Annotated in this window: 1 protein-coding gene; it reads left to right on the forward strand. The window is 67.0% G+C overall.

Going from position 1 to position 24,363, the window contains the following annotated elements; all coding sequences use genetic code 11:
• Complete coding sequence (locus DJ563_RS16860; RefSeq protein WP_434518058.1) at positions 1-24,342, forward strand: BapA/Bap/LapF family large adhesin; 24,342 nt, start codon at positions 1-3, stop codon at positions 24,340-24,342.
• The last annotated feature ends 21 nt before the right edge of the window (positions 24,343-24,363 follow it).

The following is a 24,363-nucleotide window of genomic DNA, read 5'->3' on the forward strand; positions in this document are numbered from 1 at the left end:
ATGGACAACATCGTCGTCGCCGATAAGCAATCCGCAGTCGCCACCCAGAGTGCCTGGGGCAATGTCAGTCTCAACGGGCCAGGCGTCGTGCAGATGCCGGTTTCTCCCGATAAAGTGGCAACCGTAACCCAGCGCGGGCAAGACCTGATCGTCACCTTGAAATCGGGCGAGAAGGTCACTATCGGCAACTTCTTCGCCGTGGATCAGGCGGGGGTCGGCAGCGACATCGTCTTCGTCGGTGAAGACGGCACCTTGTGGCATGCGAACTACGATGCAGCAGCATTCACTGGCTTTACCTTCGACGAAGTGGCTTCGCTGGATGAACTGGTCGCGGGTATCGGTGTGGCCGGTAGCGAGATGCCCACCTGGGCGATTGCCGGGCTCAGCCTGCTGGGTATCGGCGGCGCGGCGGCCGCTGCAGACAGCAGTGGCGGTGGCAGCAGCGGCAGCTCGGACCCGGGCGATACCACCGCCCCTGCCACGCCCATCGACCTGCTGGTGTCCCCCGATGGCCTGCGCCTGACTGGGCGTGGCGAAGCTGGCACCACGGTGAACATTCGCGACGCTGCGGGCAACCTGATCGGCAGCGGCACGGTGGGTGCCGATGGCAGTTTCAATGTGTCGCTTACCCCCCCGCAGATCAACAGCGAGAACCTTCAAGTCACCCTGACCGATGGCGCGGGCAATGTCTCGGCCCCAGGCAGTGTCACCGCCCCGGATGCAACAGCCCCCGTGGCGCCGACCGAGCTTGCCATCAACGAACAGGGTACAACCCTCACCGGCCGTGCCGAGCCCGGCTCCACGGTAGCGGTGCGGGGCGCCGGTGGCGTGCTGCTGGGCAGCGCGGTGGCCGGTGCCGACGGGCAATTCAGCATTGCCTTGCAGCCGCCGCAGACCGATGGTCAGGCCCTGGAAGTGACCGCCCAGGATGCGGCTGGCAACACTTCGCCGGCCGCTGGTATCACGGCCCCGGATGTCGAAACACCGCCCGACACTACCCCGCCGGATGCGCCAACCGACTTGCTGATCGCCCTGGCTGGGCGGCAACTCAGCGGCCGCGGTGAAGCAGGCACCACGGTGCAGGTGCGTGACGCCGCCGGCAATGTGCTGGCGACCGGCACCGTCGGTGCAGACGGCACCTTCGTGATCGCGCTTGACCCTGCCGTGATCGACGGCAGCACCCTGCAAGTGACCCTGACCGATGCCGCCGGCAACGTTTCGCAGCCGGGCTCGGTCGTTTCGCAAGATTTGCTGCCACCGGCACAGCCGACCGACTTGGCCCTGGCCGAAGGCGTAACGCTTACCGGTCGCGGCGAGCCTGGCGCCACTGTTCAAGTTCGGGACGCAGCGGGCACAGTGATCGGCACCGGCCTGGTAGGCGCAGATGGCAGCTTCAGCCTGACGCTCTCCCCAGCTCAAGCCAATGGCGAGGCGCTGGATATCCGCCAGGTGGATGCCGCTGGCAATACCTCCGCTCCGCTGCAATTCGATGCACCGGACATTACGCCGCCTGCTGCCGTCAGTAACATCGTCGTCGGTGCCGGAGGCGTGGCCCTGAGTGGTCGTGGCGAGCCGGGTGCCACGGTTGAAGTGCGCGATGCCAATGGCAATGTGATTGGCACCGGTACGGTATTGGCCAACGGCACGTTCCTGATCGACTTGGACCCTACCGTACAACCTGGCGAACACTTGAGCCTGGTGCAGACCGACCCGAGCGGTAACGCTTCGGTTGCCTTTGAATACGATGTGCCACAGACCACCGCGCCGGCCAGCCCGAGCGGCTTGGCCATCGACGCCGACGGCACCACCCTCACCGGTACCGCCCCAGCCGGCAGCCGCGTGGAAGTGCACGATGCCAATGGCACGCTGATCGGCAGCGCCATTGCCGGTGCCGACGGCACCTTCACTATCGAGCTCAATCCGGCCCAGGCCAACGGCGAACTGCTGGACGTAGTCGCCATCGATGACACAGGGCTTTCGTCCCTGCCTACGCAGATCACCGCGCCAGACATCACCGCGCCGGCCGCACCGAGTGAGCTGGCCGTCAGCGCTGACGGCACTGTTATCACTGGCCGCGCCGAACCGGGCAGCACCGTCCGTATTCTTGCCGCCGACGGTACCGAATTGGGCAGCGCCCTGGTCGGCCCAACCGGCGTGTTCAACATCACCCTCGCTCCGCCGCAAGTCGACGGCGAAGTACTGCAAGCCACCGCAACCGACGCCGCAGGCAATACCTCGACAGCCAGCTCCGTCACCGCGCCGGATATCGACGGCGGTGATACCACGCCACCGGAGGCACCGACCAACCTGGTAATCGGCCTCGCTGGCGCGCAGCTTAGCGGCCGCGGCGAAGCAGGTACCACCGTTCAGGTACGTGATGCTGCCGGCAATGTACTGGCGACCGGCACCGTCGGTGCAGACGGCACCTTCGTGATCGCGCTTGACCCTGCCGTGATCGACGGCAGCACCCTGCAAGTCACCCTGACCGATGCCGCTGGCAACGTTTCGCAACCGGGCTCGGTCGCTTCGCAAGATTTGCTGCCACCGGCACAGCCGACCGACTTGGCCCTGGCCGAAGGCGTAACGCTTACCGGTCGCGGCGAGCCTGGCGCCACTGTTCAAGTTCGCGACGCAGCGGGCACAGTGATCGGCACCGGCCTGGTAGGCGCAGATGGCAGCTTCAGCCTGACGCTCTCCCCAGCTCAAGCCAATGGCGAGGCACTGGATATCCGCCAGGTGGATGCCGCTGGCAATACCTCCGCTCCGCTGCAATTCGATGCACCGGACATTACGCCGCCTGCTGCCGTCAGTAACATCGTCGTCGGTGCCGGAGGCGTGGCCTTAAGTGGTCGTGGCGAGCCGGGGGCCACTGTCGAAGTGCGCGACGCCAACGGCAATGTGATTGGCACCGGTACGGTATTGGCCAACGGCACGTTCCTGATCGACTTGGACCCCGCCGTACAACCTGGCGAACACTTGAGCTTGGTGCAGACCGACCCGAGCGGTAACGCTTCGGTTGCCTTTGAATACGATGTGCCACAGACCACCGCGCCGGCCAGCCCGAGCGGCTTGGCCATCGACGCCGACGGCACCACCCTCACCGGTACCGCCCCAGCCGGCAGCCGCGTGGAAGTGCACGATGCCAATGGCACGCTGATCGGCAGCGCCATTGCCGGTGCCGACGGCACCTTCACTATCGAGCTCAATCCGGCCCAGGCCAACGGCGAACTGCTGGACGTAGTCGCCATCGATGACACAGGGCTTTCGTCCCTGCCTACGCAGATCACCGCGCCAGACATCACCGCGCCGGCCGCACCGAGTGAGCTGGCCGTCAGCGCTGACGGCACTGTTATCACTGGCCGCGCCGAACCGGGCAGCACCGTCCGTATTCTTGCCGCCGACGGTACCGAATTGGGCAGCGCCCTGGTCGGCCCAACCGGCGTGTTCAACATCACCCTCGCTCCGCCGCAAGTCGACGGCGAAGTACTGCAAGCCACCGCAACCGACGCCGCAGGCAATACCTCGACAGCCAGCTCCGTCACCGCACCCGATATCGACGGCGGCGACACCACGCCGCCTGACGCCCCCGTTGATCTGGTGATCGGCCTCGCGGGTCATCAACTCACTGGCCGTGGCGAAGCGGGCACTACCGTGCAGGTGCTTGATGCTGCCGGCAATGTGCTGGCGACCGGCACCGTCGGTGCAGATGGCACCTTCTTGATCGCGCTTGACCCTGCCGTGATCGACGGCAGCACCCTGCAAGTCACCCTGACCGATGCCGCTGGCAACGTTTCGCAGCCGGGCTCGGTCGCTTCGCAAGATTTGCTGCCACCGGCACAGCCGACCGACTTGGCCCTGGCCGAAGGCGTAACGCTTACCGGTCGCGGCGAGCCTGGCGCCACTGTTCAAGTTCGCGACGCAGCGGGCACAGTGATCGGCACCGGCTTGGTGGGCGCCGATGGCTTGTTCAGCGTCACCCTCGCCCCGGCTCAAGCAAACGGCGAAGCCCTGGACATCCGCCTGGTGGATGCCGCTGGCAACAGCTCGACCACGCTGCAATTCGATGCCCCGGACATTACTCCGCCTGCCGCAGTAAGCGGTATTGTCGTCGGCGCTGGCGGCCTTGTACTGAGCGGTCGCGGTGAAGCTGGGGCCAGCGTCGAAGTGCGTGATGCCAACGGCAATGTGATCGGCACCGGCACCGTGGCCGCCAATGGCACCTTCATCATCAACCTCAACCCCGCCGTTCAACCCGGCGAGCACTTGAGCCTGGTGCAGACAGACCCGAGCGGTAACGCTTCGGTTGCCCTTGAATACGATGTGCCCCTGATAACAGCCCCAGCCAGCCCGAGCGACCTGGCCATCGATGCCGACGGCACCACCCTCACCGGTACCGCCCCAGCCGGCAGCCGTGTGGAAGTCCATGATGCCAACGGCACGTTGATCGGCAGCGCCATTGCCGGTGCCGACGGTACTTTCACTATCGGGCTCAACCCCGCCCAGGCCAACGGCGAACTGCTGGATGTAGTCGCGATCGATGACACAGGGTTGTCGTCCCTGCCTGCGCAGATCACCGCGCCAGATATCACCGCGCCGGCCACACCGAGTGAACTGGCTGTCAGCGCTGACGGCACTGTTATCACCGGCCGCGCCGAACCGGGCAGCACCGTGCGTATTCTTGCCGCCGACGGCACCGAACTGGGCAGCGCCCTGGTCGGTCCGACTGGTGTGTTCAACATCACCCTCGCTCCGCCTCAGGTCGATGGCGAAGTGCTGCAAGCCACCGCAACCGACGCCGCAGGCAATACCTCGACAGCCAGCTCCGTCACCGCACCGGACATCGACGGCGGCGATACCACGCCGCCTGACGCCCCTGTTGATCTGGTGATCGGCCTGGCTGGCCATCAACTTACCGGCCGTGGCGAAGCAGGCACCACCGTGCAGGTGCGTGACACCGCCGGCAATGTACTGGCAACGGGCACCGTCGGTGCAGATGGCACCTTCGTGATCGCGCTTGACCCTGCCGTGATCGATGGCAGCACCTTGCAAGTCACCCTCACCGATGCCGCTGGCAACGTTTCGCAGCCGGGTTCGGTAACCTCGCAAGACCTGCTGCCACCGGCACAACCCACCGACCTGGCCCTGGCCGAAGGCGTGACTCTTACCGGTCGCGGCGAACCGGGCGCCACTGTTCAAGTACGCGATGCAGCGGGCACGGTGATCGGCACCGGCCTGGTGGGCGCAGATGGCAGCTTCAGCCTGACGCTCTCCCCAGCTCAGGCCAATGGCGAGGCGTTGGATGTCCGCCAGGTGGATGCCGCCGGCAACAGCTCTGCGCCGCTGCAATTCGATGCCCCCGACATCACCCCGCCGGATGCGGTCAGCAACATCGTTATCGGCGCCGGCGGCCTGGCCCTCAGCGGTCGTGGCGAAGCAGGCGCTACCGTGGAAGTGCGCGACGCCGATGGCAACCTGCTTGGCCGCGGTGTAGTCGGCGCCAATGGTACGTTCCTGGTCAACCTGGACCCGGCTGCGCAACCGGGCGAACAGCTGAGCCTGGTACAGGTTGACCCAAGCGGCAACGCGTCGACCGTGGTGGAGTTCGATGTCCCTCTGACGACTGCACCCGCCAGCCCGAGCGGGCTGGCCATCGATGCCGATGGCACCACCCTTACCGGTACCGCCCCGGCCGGTAGCCGTGTGGAAGTCCACGATGCCAATGGCACGTTGATCGGCAGCGCCATTGCCGGTGCCGACGGCACCTTCACTCTCGAGCTCGACCCCGCCCAGGCCAACGGCGAACTGCTGGACGTAGTCGCCATCGATGACACAGGGCTTTCGTCCCTGCCTGCGCAGATCACCGCGCCGGACATCACTGCTCCAGCCGCACCAAGCGAGTTGGCTGTCAGCGCTGACGGCACTGTCATTACCGGCCGTGCCGAACCCGGCAGCACCGTGCGTATTCTTGCCGCCGACGGCACTGAACTGGGCAGTGCCCTGGTTGGCCCAACCGGCGTATTCAACATCACCCTCACTCCGCCTCAGGTCGATGGTGAAACGCTGCAAGCCACGGCGACCGACGCTGCTGGCAACACTTCGCTTACCAGTTCGGTCACTGCGCCGGATATCGACGGGGTCGACACCACACCACCGAGTGCACCGACCAACCTGGTGATCGGCCTCACTGGCTCGCAGCTCAGCGGCCGTGGCGAAGCGGGCACCACCGTGCAGGTGCGTGATGCTGCCGGCAATGTGCTGGCGACGGGCACTGTGGGTGCAGACGGCACTTTCGTGATCGCGCTTGACCCTGCCGTGATCGACGGCAGTACCTTGCAAGTGACCCTGACCGATGCCGCTGGCAACGTTTCGCAGCCGGGCTCGGTCGCTTCGCAAGACCTGCTGCCACCGGCGCAGCCGACCGACTTGGCCCTGGCCGAAGGCGTAACACTTACCGGTCGCGGCGAGCCGGGCGCCACTGTTCGGGTTCGCAACGCAGCGGGCACGGTGATCGGCACCGGCCTGGTGGGCGCCGATGGCCTGTTCAGCGTCACCCTCGCGCCGGCCCAGGCGAACGGTGAGGCATTGGACATTCGCCAGGTGGATGCTGCTGGCAACAACTCCGCCCCGCTGCAATTCGATGCTCCGGACATTACGCCGCCTGCGGCTGTCAGCAACATCGTCGTCGGCACCGGAGGCGTGGCCCTGAGTGGTCGCGGCGAGCCGGGTGCCACGGTTGAAGTGCGCGACGCCAACGGCAATGTGATTGGCACCGGCACCGTATTGGCCAACGGCACCTTCCTGATCGACCTCGACCCTGCCGTACAACCTGGCGGGCACCTGAGCCTGGTGCAGACCGACCCGAGCGGTAACGCTTCGGTTGCCTTTGAATACGATGTGCCCCTGATCACAGCGCCAGCCAGCCCGAGCGACCTGGCCATCGATGCCGACGGCACCACCCTCACCGGTACCGCGCCGGCCGGCAGCCGCGTAGAAGTGCATGATGCCAATGGCACGCTGATCGGCAGCGCCATTGCCGGTGCCGATGGCACCTTCACTCTCGAGCTCAACCCCGCCCAGGCCAACGGCGAACTGCTGGACGTGGTCGCCATCGATGACACAGGGCTTTCGTCCCTGCCTGCGCAGATCACCGCGCCGGACATCACTGCTCCAGCCGCACCGAGCGAACTGGTCGTCAGCGCTGACGGCACTGTCGTCACCGGCCGCGCCGAACCCGGCAGCACCGTACGTATTCTTGCCGCCGACGGCACCGAGCTGGGCACTGCCCTGGTCGGCCCGACCGGCGTGTTCAACATTACCCTGGATCCGCCGCAAGTCGACGGCGAAGTCCTGCAAGCCACCGCAACCGACGTTGCGGGCAATACCTCGACAACCAGTTCCGTCACCGCGCCGAACATTGACGGCGGCGACACCACGCCACCGGAGGCGCCGACCAACTTGGTGATCGGCCTCGCTGGCGCGCAGCTCAGCGGCCGCGGCGAAGCAGGTACCACCGTGCAGGTACGCGATGCTGCCGGTAATGTACTGGCGACCGGCACCGTGGGTGCAGACGGCACCTTCGTGATCGCGCTTGACCCTGCCGTGATCGACGGCAGTACCTTGCAAGTGACCCTGACCGATGCCGCTGGCAACGTTTCGCAACCAGGCTCGGTTACCTCGCAAGACCTGCTGCCACCGGCGCAGCCAACCGACCTGGCACTTGCCGAAGGCGTGACCCTTACCGGTCGTGGCGAGCCGGGCGCCACTGTTCAGGTGCGTGACGCCGCAGGCAACGTGATCGGCACCGGCGTAGTGGGCGCCGATGGCCTGTTCAGCGTCACCCTCGCCCCCGCCCAGGCGAACGGTGAGGCATTGGACATTCGCCAAGTGGATGCCGCTGGCAACAGCTCGACCCCGCTGCAATTCGATGCACCGGACATTACCCCGCCTGCCGCAGTCAGCGGTATTGTCGTCGGTGCTGGCGGCCTGGTGCTGAGCGGTCGTGGCGAAGCGGGTGCCAGCGTCGAAGTGCGCGATGCCGACGGTAATGTGATCGGCACCGGCACGGTGGGCGCCAATGGCACCTTCACTATCAATCTCGACCCGGCCGTACAACCCGGCGAACAGCTAAGCCTGGTACAGAGCGACCCGAGCGGCAACGCTTCGGTTGCCCTTGAATACGATGTGCCGCTTACCACCGCCCCAGCCAGCCCGAGCGGCCTGGCCATCGATGCCGACGGCACCACCCTCACCGGTACCGCCCCAGCCGGCAGCCGTGTGGAAGTGCATGATGCCAATGGCACGCTGATCGGCAGCACCATTGCCGGTGCCGACGGCACCTTCACCCTGGAACTCACCCCGCCGCAAGCCAACGGCGAACTGCTGGATGTGGTGGCCATCGATGACACGGGCTTGTCGTCCCTGCCTGCGCAGATCACCGCGCCAGACATCACCGCGCCGGCCGCACCTGCCGAATTGGCCGTCAATACCAACGGCACCGTCATCACTGGCCGCGCCGAGCCGGGCAGCACCGTGCGCATTCTTGCCGCCGATGGCACTGAACTGGGTAATGCCCTGGTTGGGCCGACCGGTATTTTCAGCATCACCCTTGACCCGCCACAGGTCGATGGTGAAGTGCTGCAAGCCACCGCAACCGACGCTGCTGGCAATACATCTACAGCCAGCTCCGTCACCGCGCCGGACATCGACGGCGTCGACACCACACCACCGAGTGCACCGACCAACCTGGTGATCGGCCTTGCCGGCACCCAACTTAGCGGGCGTGGCGAAGCGGGCACCACCGTGCAGGTGCGTGACGCCGCCGGCAATGTGCTGGCGACCGGCACCGTCGGTGCAGATGGCACCTTCGTGATCGCGCTTGACCCTGCCGTGATCGACGGCAGCACCCTGCAAGTCACCCTGACCGATGCCGCTGGCAACGTTTCGCAGCCGGGCTCGGTCGCTTCGCAAGATTTGCTGCCACCGGCACAGCCGACCGACTTGGCCCTGGCCGAAGGCGTAACGCTTACCGGTCGCGGCGAGCCTGGCGCCACTGTTCAAGTCCGCGACGCAGCGGGCACAGTGATCGGCACCGGCCTGGTAGGCGCAGATGGCTTGTTCAGCGTCACCCTCGCCCCGGCTCAAGCAAACGGCGAAGCCCTGGACATCCGCCTTGTGGATGCCGCTGGCAACAGCTCGACCCCGCTGCAATTCGATGCACCGGACATTACCCCGCCTGCCGCAGTCAGCGGTATTGTCGTCGGTGCTGGCGGCCTGGTGCTGAGCGGTCGCGGCGAAGCGGGTGCCAGCGTCGAAGTGCGCGATGCCGACGGTAATGTGATCGGCACCGGCACGGTGGGCGCCAATGGCACCTTCACTATCAACCTTGACCCAGCCGTACAACCCGGCGAACAGCTAAGCCTGGTACAGACCGACCCGAGCGGCAACGCTTCGGTTGCCCTTGAATACGACGTGCCACAGACCACCGCGCCAGCCAGCCCGAGTGGCCTGGCCATCGATGCCGACGGCACCACCCTCACCGGTACCGCGCCGGCCGGCAGCCGTGTCGAAGTGCACGATGCCAATGGCACGCTGATCGGCAGCGCCATTGCCGGTACCGACGGCACCTTCACCCTCGAACTCAGCCCGGCCCAGGCCAATGGCGAGTTGCTGGATGTGGTGGCTATCGATGACACGGGCTTGTCGTCCCTGCCTGCACAGATCACTGCGCCGGACATCACTGCTCCAGCCGCACCGAGTGAACTGGCCGTCAACGCCAACGGCACTGTCGTCACTGGTCGCGCCGAACCCGGCAGCACCGTGCGTATTCTTGCCGCCGACGGTACCGAATTGGGCAGCGCCCTGGTCGGCCCGACCGGCGTATTCAACATCACCCTCAATCCGCCTCAGGTCGATGGCGAAGTGCTGCAGGCCACGGCGACCGATGCCGCTGGCAACACCTCGCTTGCCACCTTCGCCACGGCACCGGATATCGACGGCGTCGACACCACACCACCCAGTGCACCGGCCAACCTGGTGATCGGCCTTGCCGGTACCCAGCTCAGCGGCCGTGGCGAAGCGGGCACCACCGTGCAAGTGCGTGATGCCGCAGGCAATGTGCTGGCGACGGGTACCGTGGGTGCAGACGGCACCTTCGTGATCGCGCTGGCCCCTGCCGTCATCGATGGCAGCACCTTGCAAGTCACCCTCACCGATGCCGCTGGCAACGTTTCGCAGCCGGGTTCGGTAACCTCGCAAGACCTGCTGCCACCGGCACAACCCACCGACCTGGCCCTGGCCGAAGGCGTGACCCTTACCGGTCGCGGCGAACCAGGCGCCACTGTTCAAGTACGCGATACAGCGGGCACAGTGATCGGCACCGCCCTGGTGGGCGCCGATGGCCTGTTCAGCGTCACCCTCGCCCCCGCTCAAGCAAACGGCGAGGCACTGGATATCCGCCTGGTGGATGCCGCCGGCAACACCTCCACCCCGCTGCAGTTCGATGCTCCGGACATCACCCCACCTGGCGCAGTCAGCAACATCGTCGTCGGTGCCGGCGGCCTGGCCCTGAGCGGCCGTGGCGAAGCGGGTGCCAGCGTTGAAGTGCGCGATGCCAATGGCAATGTGATCGGCACCGGCACGGTACTGGCCAACGGCACCTTCCTGATCGACCTCGACCCGGCTGCACAGCCTGGCGCGCAACTCAGCCTGGTGCAGACCGACCCAAGCGGCAACGCCTCCGAAGCCCTGCTGTACGACGTACCCCTGACCACCGCGCCGGCCAGCCCGAGCGACTTGGTAGTGGCCGAAGACGGCACCAGCATCAGTGGTAATGCCCCGGCTGGCACCCGTGTTGAAGTGCATGATGCCAACGGCACCCTGGTCGGCAGCGTGGTGGCGGGTGCCGATGGCACCTTCACCGTCATCCTCGACCCGGCCCAGGCCAACGGCGAACTGCTGGATGTGGTGGCCATCGATGACACAGGCTTGTCTTCCCTGCCTGTGCAAATCGCAGCACCGGACATCACTGCCCCAACCGCCCCAAGCGAGCTCGCCGTGAGCGCGGACGGCAGCACAGTCACCGGCCGCGCCGAACCGGGCAGCACCGTGCGTATTCTGGCCGCTGACGGCAGCGAACTGGGTACTGCCCTGGTCGGCCCGACCGGCACCTTCAACATCACCCTCGATCCGCCGCAAGTCGATGGGGAGGTGCTGCAGGTCACCGCGACCGATGCTGCAGGCAATATCTCAACAGCCGGCACAGTCACGGCGCCGGACATCGACGGCGGTGACACCACGCCACCCGAGGCACCCACCAACCTGGTGATCGGCCTCGCCGGCAGCCAGCTCAACGGCCGCGGCGAAGCCGGTGCCAGCGTGCAGGTGCGCGATGCCGAGGGCAATCTCCTGGCCACTGGCACGGTCAACCCGGATGGCAGCTTCCAGCTCACCCTGGACCCAGCCGTGAACGACGGCAGCACCCTGCAAGTGGTACTGACCGACGCCGCAGGCAACGCCTCCGAACCCGGCTCGGTCGTCTCGCCAGACCTGCTGGCCCCTGAGCAACCGACCGGCCTGGCCCTGGCCAACGGCGTAACCTTGACCGGTAGCGGCGAACCGGGCGCCACGGTGCAGGTCCGCAATGCTGCTGGCGACCTGATCGGCACCGGCCTGGTCAACGACAACGGCAGCTTCAGCCTCACACTGTTCCCTGCGCAGGCCAATGGCGAGGCCCTGGATGTGCGCCTGGTGGATGCCGCCGGCAACAGCTCCACCCCACTGCAATTCGATGCCCCGGACATCACCCCACCGGCGGCAGTCAGCAACATTGTCGTCGGCGCCGACGGCCTGGCCCTGAGCGGTCGGGGCGAAGCGGGGGCCAGCGTCGAAGTGCGTGACGCCGATGGCAACCTGATCGGCACCGGCACCGTTGGCGAAAACGGCACCTTCCTGATTGACCTTGCGCCAGCAGCCCAACCGGGCGCGCAACTGAGCCTGGTGCAGACCGACCCAAGCGGCAACGCCTCCGAAGCCTTGCTGTACGACGTACCCCTGACCACCGCGCCGGCCAGCCCAAGCGACCTGGTGGTGGCCGAAGACGGTACCAGCATCAGTGGTAGCGCCCCAGCCGGTACGCGCGTGGAAGTGCATGATGCCAATGGCACCTTGGTCGGCAGTGTCGTGGTCGGCGCCGAAGGCACCTTCACCGTCATCCTCAACCCGGCCCAAGCCAACGGCGAGCTGCTCGACCTGGTGGCTATCGATGGCACCGGCGCATCGTCGCTGCCAGTGCAAGTGGGCGCACCCGACATCACCGTGCCCGCCACACCGACCGAACTTGCCGTCAGCACCGATGGCAGCGTGGTTACCGGGCGTGCCGAAGCTGGTAGCACCGTGCGGATCCTGGCGGCCGATGGCACTGAACTTGGCAGTGCACTGGTTGGCCCGACCGGCATCTTCAACATCACCCTCGACCCACCTCAGGTCGACGGTGAGGTGTTGCAAGTGACGGCCACCGACAACGCTGGCAACAGCTCCACGGCGGGAACCGTCACGGCCCCTGACATCGACGGCGGTGACACCACCCCACCGGAGGCACCAACCAACCTGGTGATCGGCCTCGCCGGCAGCCAGCTCAACGGCCGCGGCGAAGCCGGGGCCAGCGTGCAGGTGCGCGATGCCGAGGGCAATCTCCTGGCCGCCGGCACGGTCAACCCGGATGGCAGCTTCCAGCTCACCCTGGACCCGGCCGTCAAAGACGGCAGTACCCTGCAAGTGATACTGACCGACGCCGCAGGCAACGCCTCCGAACCTGGCTCGGTCATCTCGCCAGACCTGCAGGCACCCGAGCAACCGACCGGCCTGGCCCTGGCCAATGGCGTGACCTTGACCGGTAGCGGCGAGCCGGGTGCCACAGTGCAGGTCCGCGACGCTGATGGCGACCTGATCGGCACGGGCCTGGTCAACGACAACGGCAGCTTCAGCCTTACGCTGTCGCCTGCACAGGCCAATGGCGAAGCCCTCGACATCCGCCTGGTGGATGCCGCCGGCAACACCTCTGCTCCACTGCAGTTCGATGCCCCGGACATCACCCCACCAGCAGCGGTCAGCACCATCGTGGTCGGTGCCGACGGCCTGACCCTCAGCGGCCGCGGCGAAGCCGGGGCCAGCGTCGAAGTGCGTGACGTCGATGGCAACCTGCTGGGCAGCGGTACCGTGCTTGCCAACGGCACCTTCCTGGTCGACCTCGACCCCGCCGCACAACCGGGTGAACGCCTGAGCCTGGTCCAGACCGACGCGGCCGGCAATGCCTCTGAAGCCCTGCAATACGATGTGCCGCTGGCCACCGTACCCACCAGCCCAAGCGAGCTGGTGGTCGCTGAAGACGGCACCAGCATCAGCGGTAGCGCCCAGACCGGCACCCGCGTAGAAGTGCATGATGCCAACGGCACCCTGGTCGGCAGCGTGGTGGTCGGTGCCGAAGGCACCTTTACCGTCGTGCTCACACCCGCACAGGCCAATGGCGAACTGCTGGATGTGGTGGCCATCGACAGCACCGGTGCATCGTCCCTGCCGGTACAAGTCAGCGCACCGGACATCACCGCCCCCGACACACCCACCGAACTCGCCGTCAGCACCGATGGCAGCGTGGTCACCGGGCGTGCCGAAGCCGGCAGCACCGTGCGGGTTCTGGCAGCCGATGGCACCGAGCTGGGCAGTACACTGGTCGGCCCAAGCGGCGCCTTCAGCGTCACCCTCACCCCACCCCAAGTCGATGGCGAACAACTGCAAGTCACTGCCACCGATACCACGGGCAATAGCTCGACAGCCGGCACCATCACCGCGCCGGATATCGACAACGGCGGCGACACCACGCCGCCAGAGCCGGCCACCGATCTGGTGGTCAGCGATGACGGGCGCACCGTTTCTGGTCGCGGCGAACCTGGCGCGACGATCGAGGTGCGCAACGACCAGGGCCAACTGCTGCAAAGTGGCACGGTAGGCCCTGACGGCGACTTCACCGTCCAACTGCCGTCGGCGGTTGTAGACGGTTCGTCCCTGCAAGTGACCTTGACCGATGCCGCCGGCAACGTTTCGCAACCAGGCTCGGTGGACACACCAGACCAGGTTGCCCCGCTGCAACCCACCGACCTGCTACTTACCGAAGGCAACAGCCTTACCGGTAGCGCCGAACCGGGCGCGCGGGTGAACGTACGTGACGCCTCGGGCGACTTGATCGGCAGCGCCATCGTCGAGCCCGACGGCACCTTCACCCTGACCCTGAACCCTGCCCAGGCCAATGGCGAGACCCTGGCCATCACCGTGGTCGACGCCGCCGGCAACACCTCGGTGCCGTTGAGCTACGTGGCACCGGACATCACCGCGCCAGCGATCATCACCGACGTCGTCGCCGGTGCTGGCAGCCTGGCCGTGTCCGGTCGCGGCGAAGCCGGCGCCGAGGTGGAAGTGCGGGATGCCGGTGGCACTGTCATCGGCACCGGCACGGTGGCCCCGAATGGTACCTTCGTGATCGACCTCGCCAACCCATTGGCCGCTGGCGAGTCCATCGTACTGGTGCAAACCGACGCCGCTGGCAACACCTCGGTGGGCATCGACGTCATCGTTGCCGATGCACCGCTGCCCGAAAGCCCGAGCGCTCTGGTGCTGGCGCCTGACGGTTCATCCATTAGCGGCACTGCCCCAGCGGGCACGCAAGTTGAGGTGCGCGACGCCCAGGGCACTGTCATTGGCAGCGTCCAGGCAGGCACCGACGGCAGCTTCACCATCGGCCTGACACCGGCTCAGGCCAACGGCGAAGTGCTTGATGTGGTCGCCGTCGATACCGATGGCAACAGCTCGCTGCCGACCCAGATCACCGCACCCGACATCACCCCGCCCAACCAGGCCAGCGACCTGCAGCTCAGCGCCGATGGCAGCGTCCTCACCGGGCGCGGCGAGCCCGGCACCACCGTGCAGGTCATCAACGCCCAGGGCGATGTGCTGGGTAATGCCCAGGTCGGCGACAACGGCGTCATCAGCGTTATCCTGACCCCCGCGCAAACCGACGGCCAGGAACTGGACGTGGTACTGCGCGACCCCGCAGGCAACACCTCCAGCGCAACCGTCAACGCGCCTGACCTGGATGGCCCGCTGCAGCCTTCGGGCCTGGCCATCGATACCGCCGGCATCCACCTCACCGGGCAGGGCCAGAGCGGTTCGATCGTGACCGTGCGCGCCGAGGACGGCACCGTGCTGGGTACCGCCACAGTGGCTGCCGACGGCCGCTTCGACGTCACCCTCAACCAGCCGCAGCGCAATGGCGAAAGCCTGACCGTGGAAGCCACCGACAACCTGGGCAACAGCGCAGGCCCGGTCAACTTCACGGCGCCCGATACCACGCCTCCGCAAGTGGTCACTGGCGTCGCTATCGATGACGCAGGCACCACCGTCACCGGCACCGGTGAACCCGATGCCACGGTCATCGTGCGGGGGCCGGACGGCACCGTACTGGGCAGCGTCGTGGTCGGTGCGGGCGGCACCTTCGAAATCACCCTGGACACGCCGCAAACCAACGGCCAGGCACTGACCGTTGAGCAACGTGACCCCACCGGCAACCTGTCCACCGCCGTCACCCTGCCGGCACCGGACAGCGAAGCGCCAGACACCCCGACAGGCCTCACCTTGTCGGGCGATGGCCGCACCCTTAGCGGCACCGGCGAGCCGGGTGCGCAGGTTACCGTCACCGGTACGGCTGGCGCGATTGTGGGCACCGCCGTGGTCGAGGCCGACGGCAGCTTCCGCGTAAGCATCGACCCGCCACAACTCAACGGGCAGACCCTGTCCGTCACCCAGGCTGACGGCGCCGGCAATGACTCGACGCCTGGCACCGTGACCGCGCCTGACCTCGAAGCACCGGCAGCGGCGCAAGGCCTGGGCCTGAACCCCGAAGGCACGGTACTCAGTGGCCAGGGCGAACCGGGTAGCACCGTGGAAGTGCGCAACGCAGCCGGCGACCTGCTGGGCACCCTCCCGGTGGGCGAGGACGGCACCTTCAGCGTCACCCTCACGCCCGCCCAGACCAACGGCGAAGTGCTGTCGGTGGTACTGATCGACAGCGAAGGCAATGCATCGCCATCGGCCACCTTTACCGCCGATGACAGCACTGCCCCCACCGCACCGGACGGGCTCTCCATCACCCCCGGCGGCAACGCGATCCAGGGCACCGGCGAGCCGGGCTCGACCGTCGAAGTGCGCACCCCCGACGGCACCTTGGTGGGCAGCGTGGTTGTACCGGCTGGCGGCCAGTTCACCGTACCGCTGGCCCCTGCGCAGCTCGATGGCCAGGCGCTGGACGTGACCTTGACCGACGCCGCTGGCAACCAATCCCTGGCTACCCAGATCATCGCACCGGACGTCACGCCGCCAGCACTGCCCACCGACGTGGTGGTCAGCCCGGATGGCACCACCGTTACCGGCAACGCGCCAGGCGCCACTTCGGTGACGGTGCGGGACGCGGACGGCAACGAAACCACCGAGCCGGTGAACCCCGACGGCAGCTTCAGCGTGACGCTGCCGACCCCGCAGACCAATGGCGAAAGCGTGACCGTGGTAGTCACCGACGGCGCCAACAACGGCTCCGCGCCGATCACCATCACCGCACCCGACACCACCGACCCACTGCCGGCCACGGGGGTCACCGTCAGCCCGGATGGCAGCATTGTCGGCGGCGGCGCCGAACCTGGCAGCACGGTGGTCATCCGGAACCCGGACGGCAGCGAACGCGGCAGCGAAACCGTGGGCCCGGACGGTACCTTCGTGGTACCGGTCAGCCCGCCACTGACGGCGGGCGAAACGGTCGACGTGGTAGTGATCGACCCCGCCGGCAACGAGTCCACCCCGGTCTCGCTGGACGGCCCGGATGGCACCGAAGCCGCCACCCCAAGCGGCCTCGCCCTCAGCGCCGATGGCTTCCTGCTGATCGGCCAGGGTACCGTCGGGTCGCTGATCACCGTGACCGCCGGCGGCACCACCCTGGGCACGGCGACGGTTGGCAGCGATGGCACCTTCCGGGTGTTCTTCCAGAATGCCCAGCTCAATGGCGAGACCCTTGTGGTCACCGCTCGCACCTCGGTCGATGGCAATCCGTCGGTACCGGCCACCCTCGTGGCCAACGACAGCACAGCGCCGGATGCGCCGACCCAGGTTGCCATCGACCGTACCGGCAGCACGCTGACCGGCCAGGGCGAAGTGGGTGCGACCGTTCGCGTGGTCAATGCCCAGGGCGACGTGCTTGGCACCGCGACTGTCGGCAGCAATGGCTTGTTCAGCATCAGCTTCGCGCCACCGCTGGCCAATGCGCAAAACCTGATCATCACCCAGGCCGATGGCGCGGGTAACGTCTCGCTCGCGGCCACCCTGCAGGCACCTGACCTGCAGGCGCCGCTGGCAGCCAACAACCTCAGCCTCAACAGCGCGGCCACCGTGCTCAGCGGCGAAGGCGAAGCCGGTGCCAACGTCACCGTGCGTGATGCCAGCGGCGCGATCCTGGCCACCGGCACCGTCAACCAGAACGGCCAGTTCCAGATCACCCTGCCGAGCGCGCAAACCGCCGGCAGCCCCTTGCAGGTCACACTCAGCGATGCTGCGGGTAACGTGTCTGGCCCTGCCAGCATGGCGACGCCAGACCGCACACCGCCTGCCGCCATCAGCAACCCCGTCCTCAGCCAGGACGGCCGGCAGCTGTCGGGCAGCGGTGAAGTGGGCGCCACGGTTCAGGTACGCAATGCCGCCGGCACCGTGCTCGGCACCGCTGTGGTCGGGGCCGATGGGCGCTTCACGGTGGTGTTCGACACACCGCAGGCCAACGGCCAGGCCATCGGCGTCACGCAAGTGGATGCTGCTGGCAATACCTCGACGGCAGTCAACGTCAGCACCCCTGACCTGACCCCACCCGCGCCGCTGACCAATGTGGTGCTGAACAACAACGGCCTGACCCTGAGCGGCCTCGGTGAAGCAGGCGCCAGCGTGACCGTGCGCGGCCCGGATGGCACCATCATCGGCACCGGGCTGGTGGCCGCCAACGGCAGCTTCACACTGACGCTCGACAACGCACAGCTCAACGCCCAGCACTTGAGCGTGACCCAGACCGACGCGGGCAACAACACCTCCACTGCAGTGGCAGTCACCGCGCCGGACTTCACCCCACCACCGGCACCGACCACCCTGGCCCTGGCTGCCACCGGCCTGCAACTGACCGGTAACGCGGAAGCAGGCAGCACCGTGACCGTGCGCGATGCCGCAGGTAACGTGCTCGGCACTGCGGTAGCCGGCAGCAATGGCACCTTCCAGGTCACCCTGAGCAGTGCCCAGACCAACGGCCAGACCTTGCAGGTAACCGCCACCGATGCCGCAGGCAACGTGTCGCCGGCCGCGCCTTACACCGCAGCCGATACCACGCCACCTGCCGTCGTGACCAACCTTGCTGTCGCGGCCAATGGCGCGACCCTCACCGGCACCGGCGAAGCCAACGCCACAGTCACCGTTCGCGCACCGGACGGTACCGTGCTAGGCACCGCCACCGTCGGGGCCGATGGCCACTTCAGCGTGGCCCTGTCACCGGCTGCCATCACCGGCGAAAGCCTCAGCGTGGTGCAGGCCGATGCCGCGCAGAACGTTTCGCCTGCGCAAACCGTCACCGCCCCGGGCGTGCTGGCGCCGGATACACCCGACAACCTGGTGCTGGCTGCCGATGGCCTGGCAGTGACCGGCACGGCAACCCCAGGCAGCACAGTGAACGTGTATGGCCCCAATGGCGTATTGCTGGGTACGGCCCCGGTCGCCAACGACGGCACCTTCACGGTCAACCTCGGTAGCGCCCAGGCCAACGGCGAAGTGCTGCAAGTCAGCGCCGTAGGCACCGACGGCAGCACCTCGCTGCCGGCCAGCCTGCAAGCGCCCGACACCACCGCACCGCTGCCACTGACCAATGTCGTGCTGTCCAGCGACGGGCTGGTGCTCAGTGGCCGCGGCGAGCCGGGTGCCACCGTCACCGTGATCGGTGAGGGCGGCATCGATCTCGGCACCGGTCTGGTCGATGCCAATGGCAACTTCAGCATTGGCCTTGGCAGCGCGCAGATCAACGGCGAACAGCTCAGCGCCAGCCAGTCCGATGTTGCCGGCAACGAGTCCAACAGCGTCAGCCTCACCGCGCCTGATCGCGTGGCACCCGATGCCGCCGAGAACCTGGCCTTCGCCGGGGGCGGCAGCCTGCTCAACGGTACCGGCGAAGCGGGCGCCACTGTCCGCGTGCTGGCTGCCGATGGCAGCGTGCTCGGCACTGCGGTCGTGCGTGGCGACGGCAGCTTCCAGGTAGACCTCGGTACGCCGCAGGCCAACGGCCAGCAGGTGCAAGTGGTGCTGACCGATGCCGCCGGCAACCAGTCGGATGCCAGTGCCATCACCGCGCCAGACACCACGCCACCTGCCGCACCGACCGAGCTTGCCATCTCCAGCGATGGCATCACCCTCACCGGCCGCGGCGAGGTTGGGGCAGAGGTCATCGTCACCGCGCCGAATGGCGACGAAGTCGGCAGGGCCACGGTCGACGCCAGCGGGCATTTCACCGTCACCCTGACCCCGGCGTTGGGTAACAGCGAGCTGCTCAGCTTCACCCAGACCGACGCTGCCGGCAACGTGTCGGCGGTGGCCACCCTGCAGACCCCAGACTTCACCCCGCCCGCCGCGCTCACCGAGGTCGACATCAGTGTCGACGGCAGCGTGGTGACCGGCCTGGGCGAAGCCGGGGCAACCGTCACCGTGCGCAACACTGCGGGCACCGTGCTGGGCTTTGGCACCGTGCAGGCCGACGGCAGCTTCCGCGTCGAGCTGACACCCGCGCAGATCAACAGCGAACCGCTGTCGGTACAGCAGGCCGACCCACCCGGCAACATCAGTGCGCCGGTCAACATCCTGGCGCCCGACCTCACGCCACCAGCGCCTGCGACCGAGCTGCGGCTCAACGTGGCGGGCGACCAGCTCAGCGGCGTCGGCGAAGCGGGTGCTACCGTTCGCGTCTACGTCGGCATCACCCAGATCGGCACCATCGAGGTCGGTGCCGACGGCAAGTTCGTGGTCGACCTGAGCTCGGCGCAGCTTGACGGGCAGGTGCTGCAAGTGACCCTGACCGATCCGCGCGGCAACGTCTCGCCGATCAGCACGACAACCGCAGCTGACGTTACCCCGCCAGCCACAGTGATCGCCGTGATCAACGACAGCGGCACCCAACTGGTTGGTACCGGTGAAGCCGGCGCTCGCGTCACCGTGGTAAACAACAATGGCGACCTGCTTGGCCAGGTGACAGTCGACCCGGACGGCACCTTCGTGCTCGACCTGAACGCTGCGCAGATCAACGGCCAGACCCTGACCCTCATCGCCCAGGACGCCACCGGCAACCCGTCCGCGCCACTGCAAGTGACCGCACCGGACCTGACGCCACCGCTACCACCGACCGACTTGTTGCTCAACCCGGCCGGCACCTCGATGACGGGTACTGCCGAAGCAGGCACCACCATCACCGTTCGCGGGCCGAACAACGCGGTGGTCGGCACGGTGGAGGTACCTGAAAACGGCCAGTTCACCGTCACCATCAACCCGGCCCAGAACAATGGCCAACTGCTGACCGTGGTGTCCACCGACGATGCCGGCAACGCCTCGCTGCCTGCCAGCTACCAGACCAACGACACCTCGCCACCTGCCGTGGTCACGGACATGGCCATCAACAACACCTTCAACGTGCTGACCGGTAAAGGCGAACCCAATGCGACGGTCACCGTCAGCCGCGGCGGCATCGTGCTGGGCACTGGCGAGGTGGATGCTGCCGGCAACTTCCAGGTAACCCTGGTGCCGGCAGCCGGCAGCCTTGCCACGTTGGCGGTGACGCAGTCTGACGGCTTCAACACCTCGGCGGTCGCAACCTATATCACGCCACTGCTGGCACCACCGGTGCCGCCCACCAACGTGACCCTGGGCAGCGACGGCCTGACCCTGTCGGGCAACGCGCCGAGCGGCGTCGGCATCCGCGTGTACGATGCCGCAGGCAACCTGATCGGCACGGGCGGGGCCACGCTCAATGGCACCTTCACCCTGCAACTGAACACGGCGCAGCTCAATGGCCAGCACCTTAGCGTGACGGCGGTGGCACTGGTGGGCGGCGAATCGCAACCGACCTTCGTCCAGGCCGCCGACATCACGCCACCGGCCAACCCGCTGGTGACCGGCCTGTCCACCAACGGCCTGGTACTTACCGGTACCGGTGAGGCCAATGCCACGGTGACCGTGCGCGATGCCGCCAACAACGTGCTCGGCACCGGGGTGGTGAACGCCGGTGGCGTGTTCAGCATCAACCTGAGCACGCCGCAGCTCAATGGCCAGGTATTGGGCGTGAGCCAGGCCGATGCGGCCGGCAACGCGTCTGGCAGCACCAGCTTCACGGCTATCGATGTACAGCCGCCTGCTGCGCCTACCAACCTGGTCATCAACGGTACGGGTACCGAGCTCACAGGGCGTGGCGAGGCCGGTGCGACCGTGACCGTGCAAGGCCCGAACGGCCCGCTCGGCTCGGCCGTGGTGCAACCTGACGGTACCTTCACAATCACCCTGACCACCGCGCAAAATGATGGGCAATTGCTGGTCGTACGCCAGTCCGACCCTTCCGGCAACCTGTCCGCCAGCATCAGCCTGACGGCGCCGGACACCACGCCACCGGCAGCGCCGCTGGCAACCATCAACGCCAACGGCACGGCCGTCAGCGGCTCTGGCCAGGTCGGCAGCACCGTCACCGTGCGCAACAGCGCAGGCACCGTGCTGGGCACTGCAACAGTGGGCAGCAACGGCCTGTTCGTGGTCAGCCTGACCGCGGCGCAGATCGACAACCAGGCCCTGAGCGTCACCCTCACCGACGGTGCGGGTAATGCCTCGACCGGCACTGCGCTCACCGCACCTGACCTGACCCCACCTGCGGCCGCCAGCAACCTGGTGATCAGCGCCGACGGCAGCAGCATCACCGGCAGTGGCGAAGTGGGTGCCACCGTCACCGTGCGCAGTGCCAACGGCACCGTGCTGCAGACGGCGGTGGTGCAACCGGACGGCAACTTCACCGTGGCCCTGAGCCCGCCTCAGGACAACGGCCAGTTGCTGTCGGTCACCCTCAGCGACGGGCGCGGCAACGTGTCCGGCAACGTCAACATCACCGCGCCTGACGTCGACGCCAATGCCCCGGTGATCGCCAGCGACAACCTGGTGACCGCCGAGGTCAACCTGGCCCCGGTGGTCAGCTCGCGGACTTATCAGGACAGCTTCACAACCTTGCTGGCGGGCTTCACCAAGACCTACACCTGGACGGTCAATGCCGGTACCACCGTGGACCCGACGCTGACCCTGAACACCAGCAGCGCGCTGTCCCTGCTCGACAACGCGACCTTCACCCTGCAGGTGAAGAACGCTGCCGGTAACTGGGTGACCTTGGCCACTGGCACCAGCCAAGGCCTGCTCGACCTGATCCTGCTGCCGCTGGGCCAGGGCATCCGCGTTGATATCGGCGTGCTGCAGGCGGGGGACTATCGCCTGACCGTCGGCAGTGGCGGCATCGGCCTGATTACCAACGTGACCACCACGCTGGACATCGAGACCACCAGCCTCACGCAGTTCACCGGCACCGGCACGGCAAAATCGGGCAACGTCATCACCGACGTCGGCACCGACGGCGCCGTCGACGCCCTTGGCCCGGACAGCGCCGCCGTCCTTCAGGTCATGAAGAACGGCAGCTATGTCTCGGCGGGCAGCGCCACCACGGTGCAGGGCTTGTACGGCACCCTGGTGATCCGCGGCGACGGCAGTTACACCTACACGCCTAACGGCAGCCCATCGAGCGTCGGCAAGGTCGATGTGTTCAGCTACCAGCTGCTGCATGCCAACGGCGCGTCCGATGCCGCCAACCTGTATGTGCGCATCGACAGCCCACAAGCCACGGAAATCTGGAGCGACAGCAACTACGGCGCACCGGCCACGGTGGTCGACGCGGTCAACGATGCCGGTACCAGCCACCTCACCCTGGCCAACCGGGTAGACACCAGCAGTGCCACCCTGGGCACGTTCGGCCTGCCGTTGATTGGTTCACGCCAGGCTCTCTACACCACCAGCGTTGCCGGCGACACCACAGCCAATCTGCAAGTGGTGGTCAACTCCACCAACCTGTTGAGCCTGCTCAATGGCACCACCATCGACCTGCTCAAACTCAACCCGGCTACCGGCCAGTACGTGCTGGTGCAGTCGGTCGGCGGCGGCTCGCTGATCAGCCTGCTCGGCGGCGGTGCGGGCTACACGTTCCAGAACCAGGGCGCCGGCAGCTACCAGGTACGCGTCACCGCAGGCGGCATCGGCCTGGCCAGCTCGATCACCACCAGCCTCAACGCCACCACCACCCACCTGACCGAGTTCGTGGTCAGCGGCGCCACCGCGGTCACCGGCAACCTGTTGGCCGACGACAACGTCGGCTCGCCATTGACCGTGCTGAGTGTGATGACGGCGGCCAATACCTACACCATCCCGGGCTACAACGGGGTCAGTGTGGCGGGCAACTACGGCACCTTGCTGGTGCACGCCGATGGCAGCTACACCTACACCCTCAACGCCGGGCTGACCAATGCGGTGATCGGCCAGCATGAAACCTTCACCTACGAACTGACCCACCCCAACGGCACCACCGACACCGCCAACCTCACCATCAACCTGGACAACGCCGCCAACTTCACCGCCACCACCTCGCTGCTGGCCGACACCGGCGACGAAGGTGTGGCACTGGCCAGCATCGCGGCGGCAGCCTCCAGCGAAGTGATCGCCGGCACCGACGGCAACGACCACCTCGATGGCAGCCAGGGCGGCCACATCACCCTGCAAGGGGGTGCGGGCGACGACACCTTGGTGGTGGTCGACCAGAACTTCGCCAGCGTCGATGGCGGCACCGGTACCGACACCCTGCTGTGGGGCGGCGGTGATGCCAGCATCGACCTGGGTAACCTGGTCGGGCGGGTGCATGACATCGAAGTGATCGACCTCAACGACACCAGCTCGGTGGCGCTGACCCTGAACCTGGCGGACGTGGTCGCGATCACCGAAACCGGCACCGACACACTGGTCATCAAGGGGGATGAAAACGACTCGGTTCACATGACGGACAACTGGGCGCTGGTCGGGAACCAAACCGCCGACGGCATCGACTATAACCAATACACGGCCCAGGAGGATCCAAGCCAGCACCTGTGGGTGCAGAACGGTATCCATGTCGTCTGAGGCCGCTGCAACCCCGCCGGG

Source organism: Pseudomonas sp. NFX1 (assembly GCF_051123555.1).
GTDB classification, from domain to species: Bacteria; Pseudomonadota; Gammaproteobacteria; order Pseudomonadales; family Pseudomonadaceae; genus Aquipseudomonas; species Aquipseudomonas capeferrum.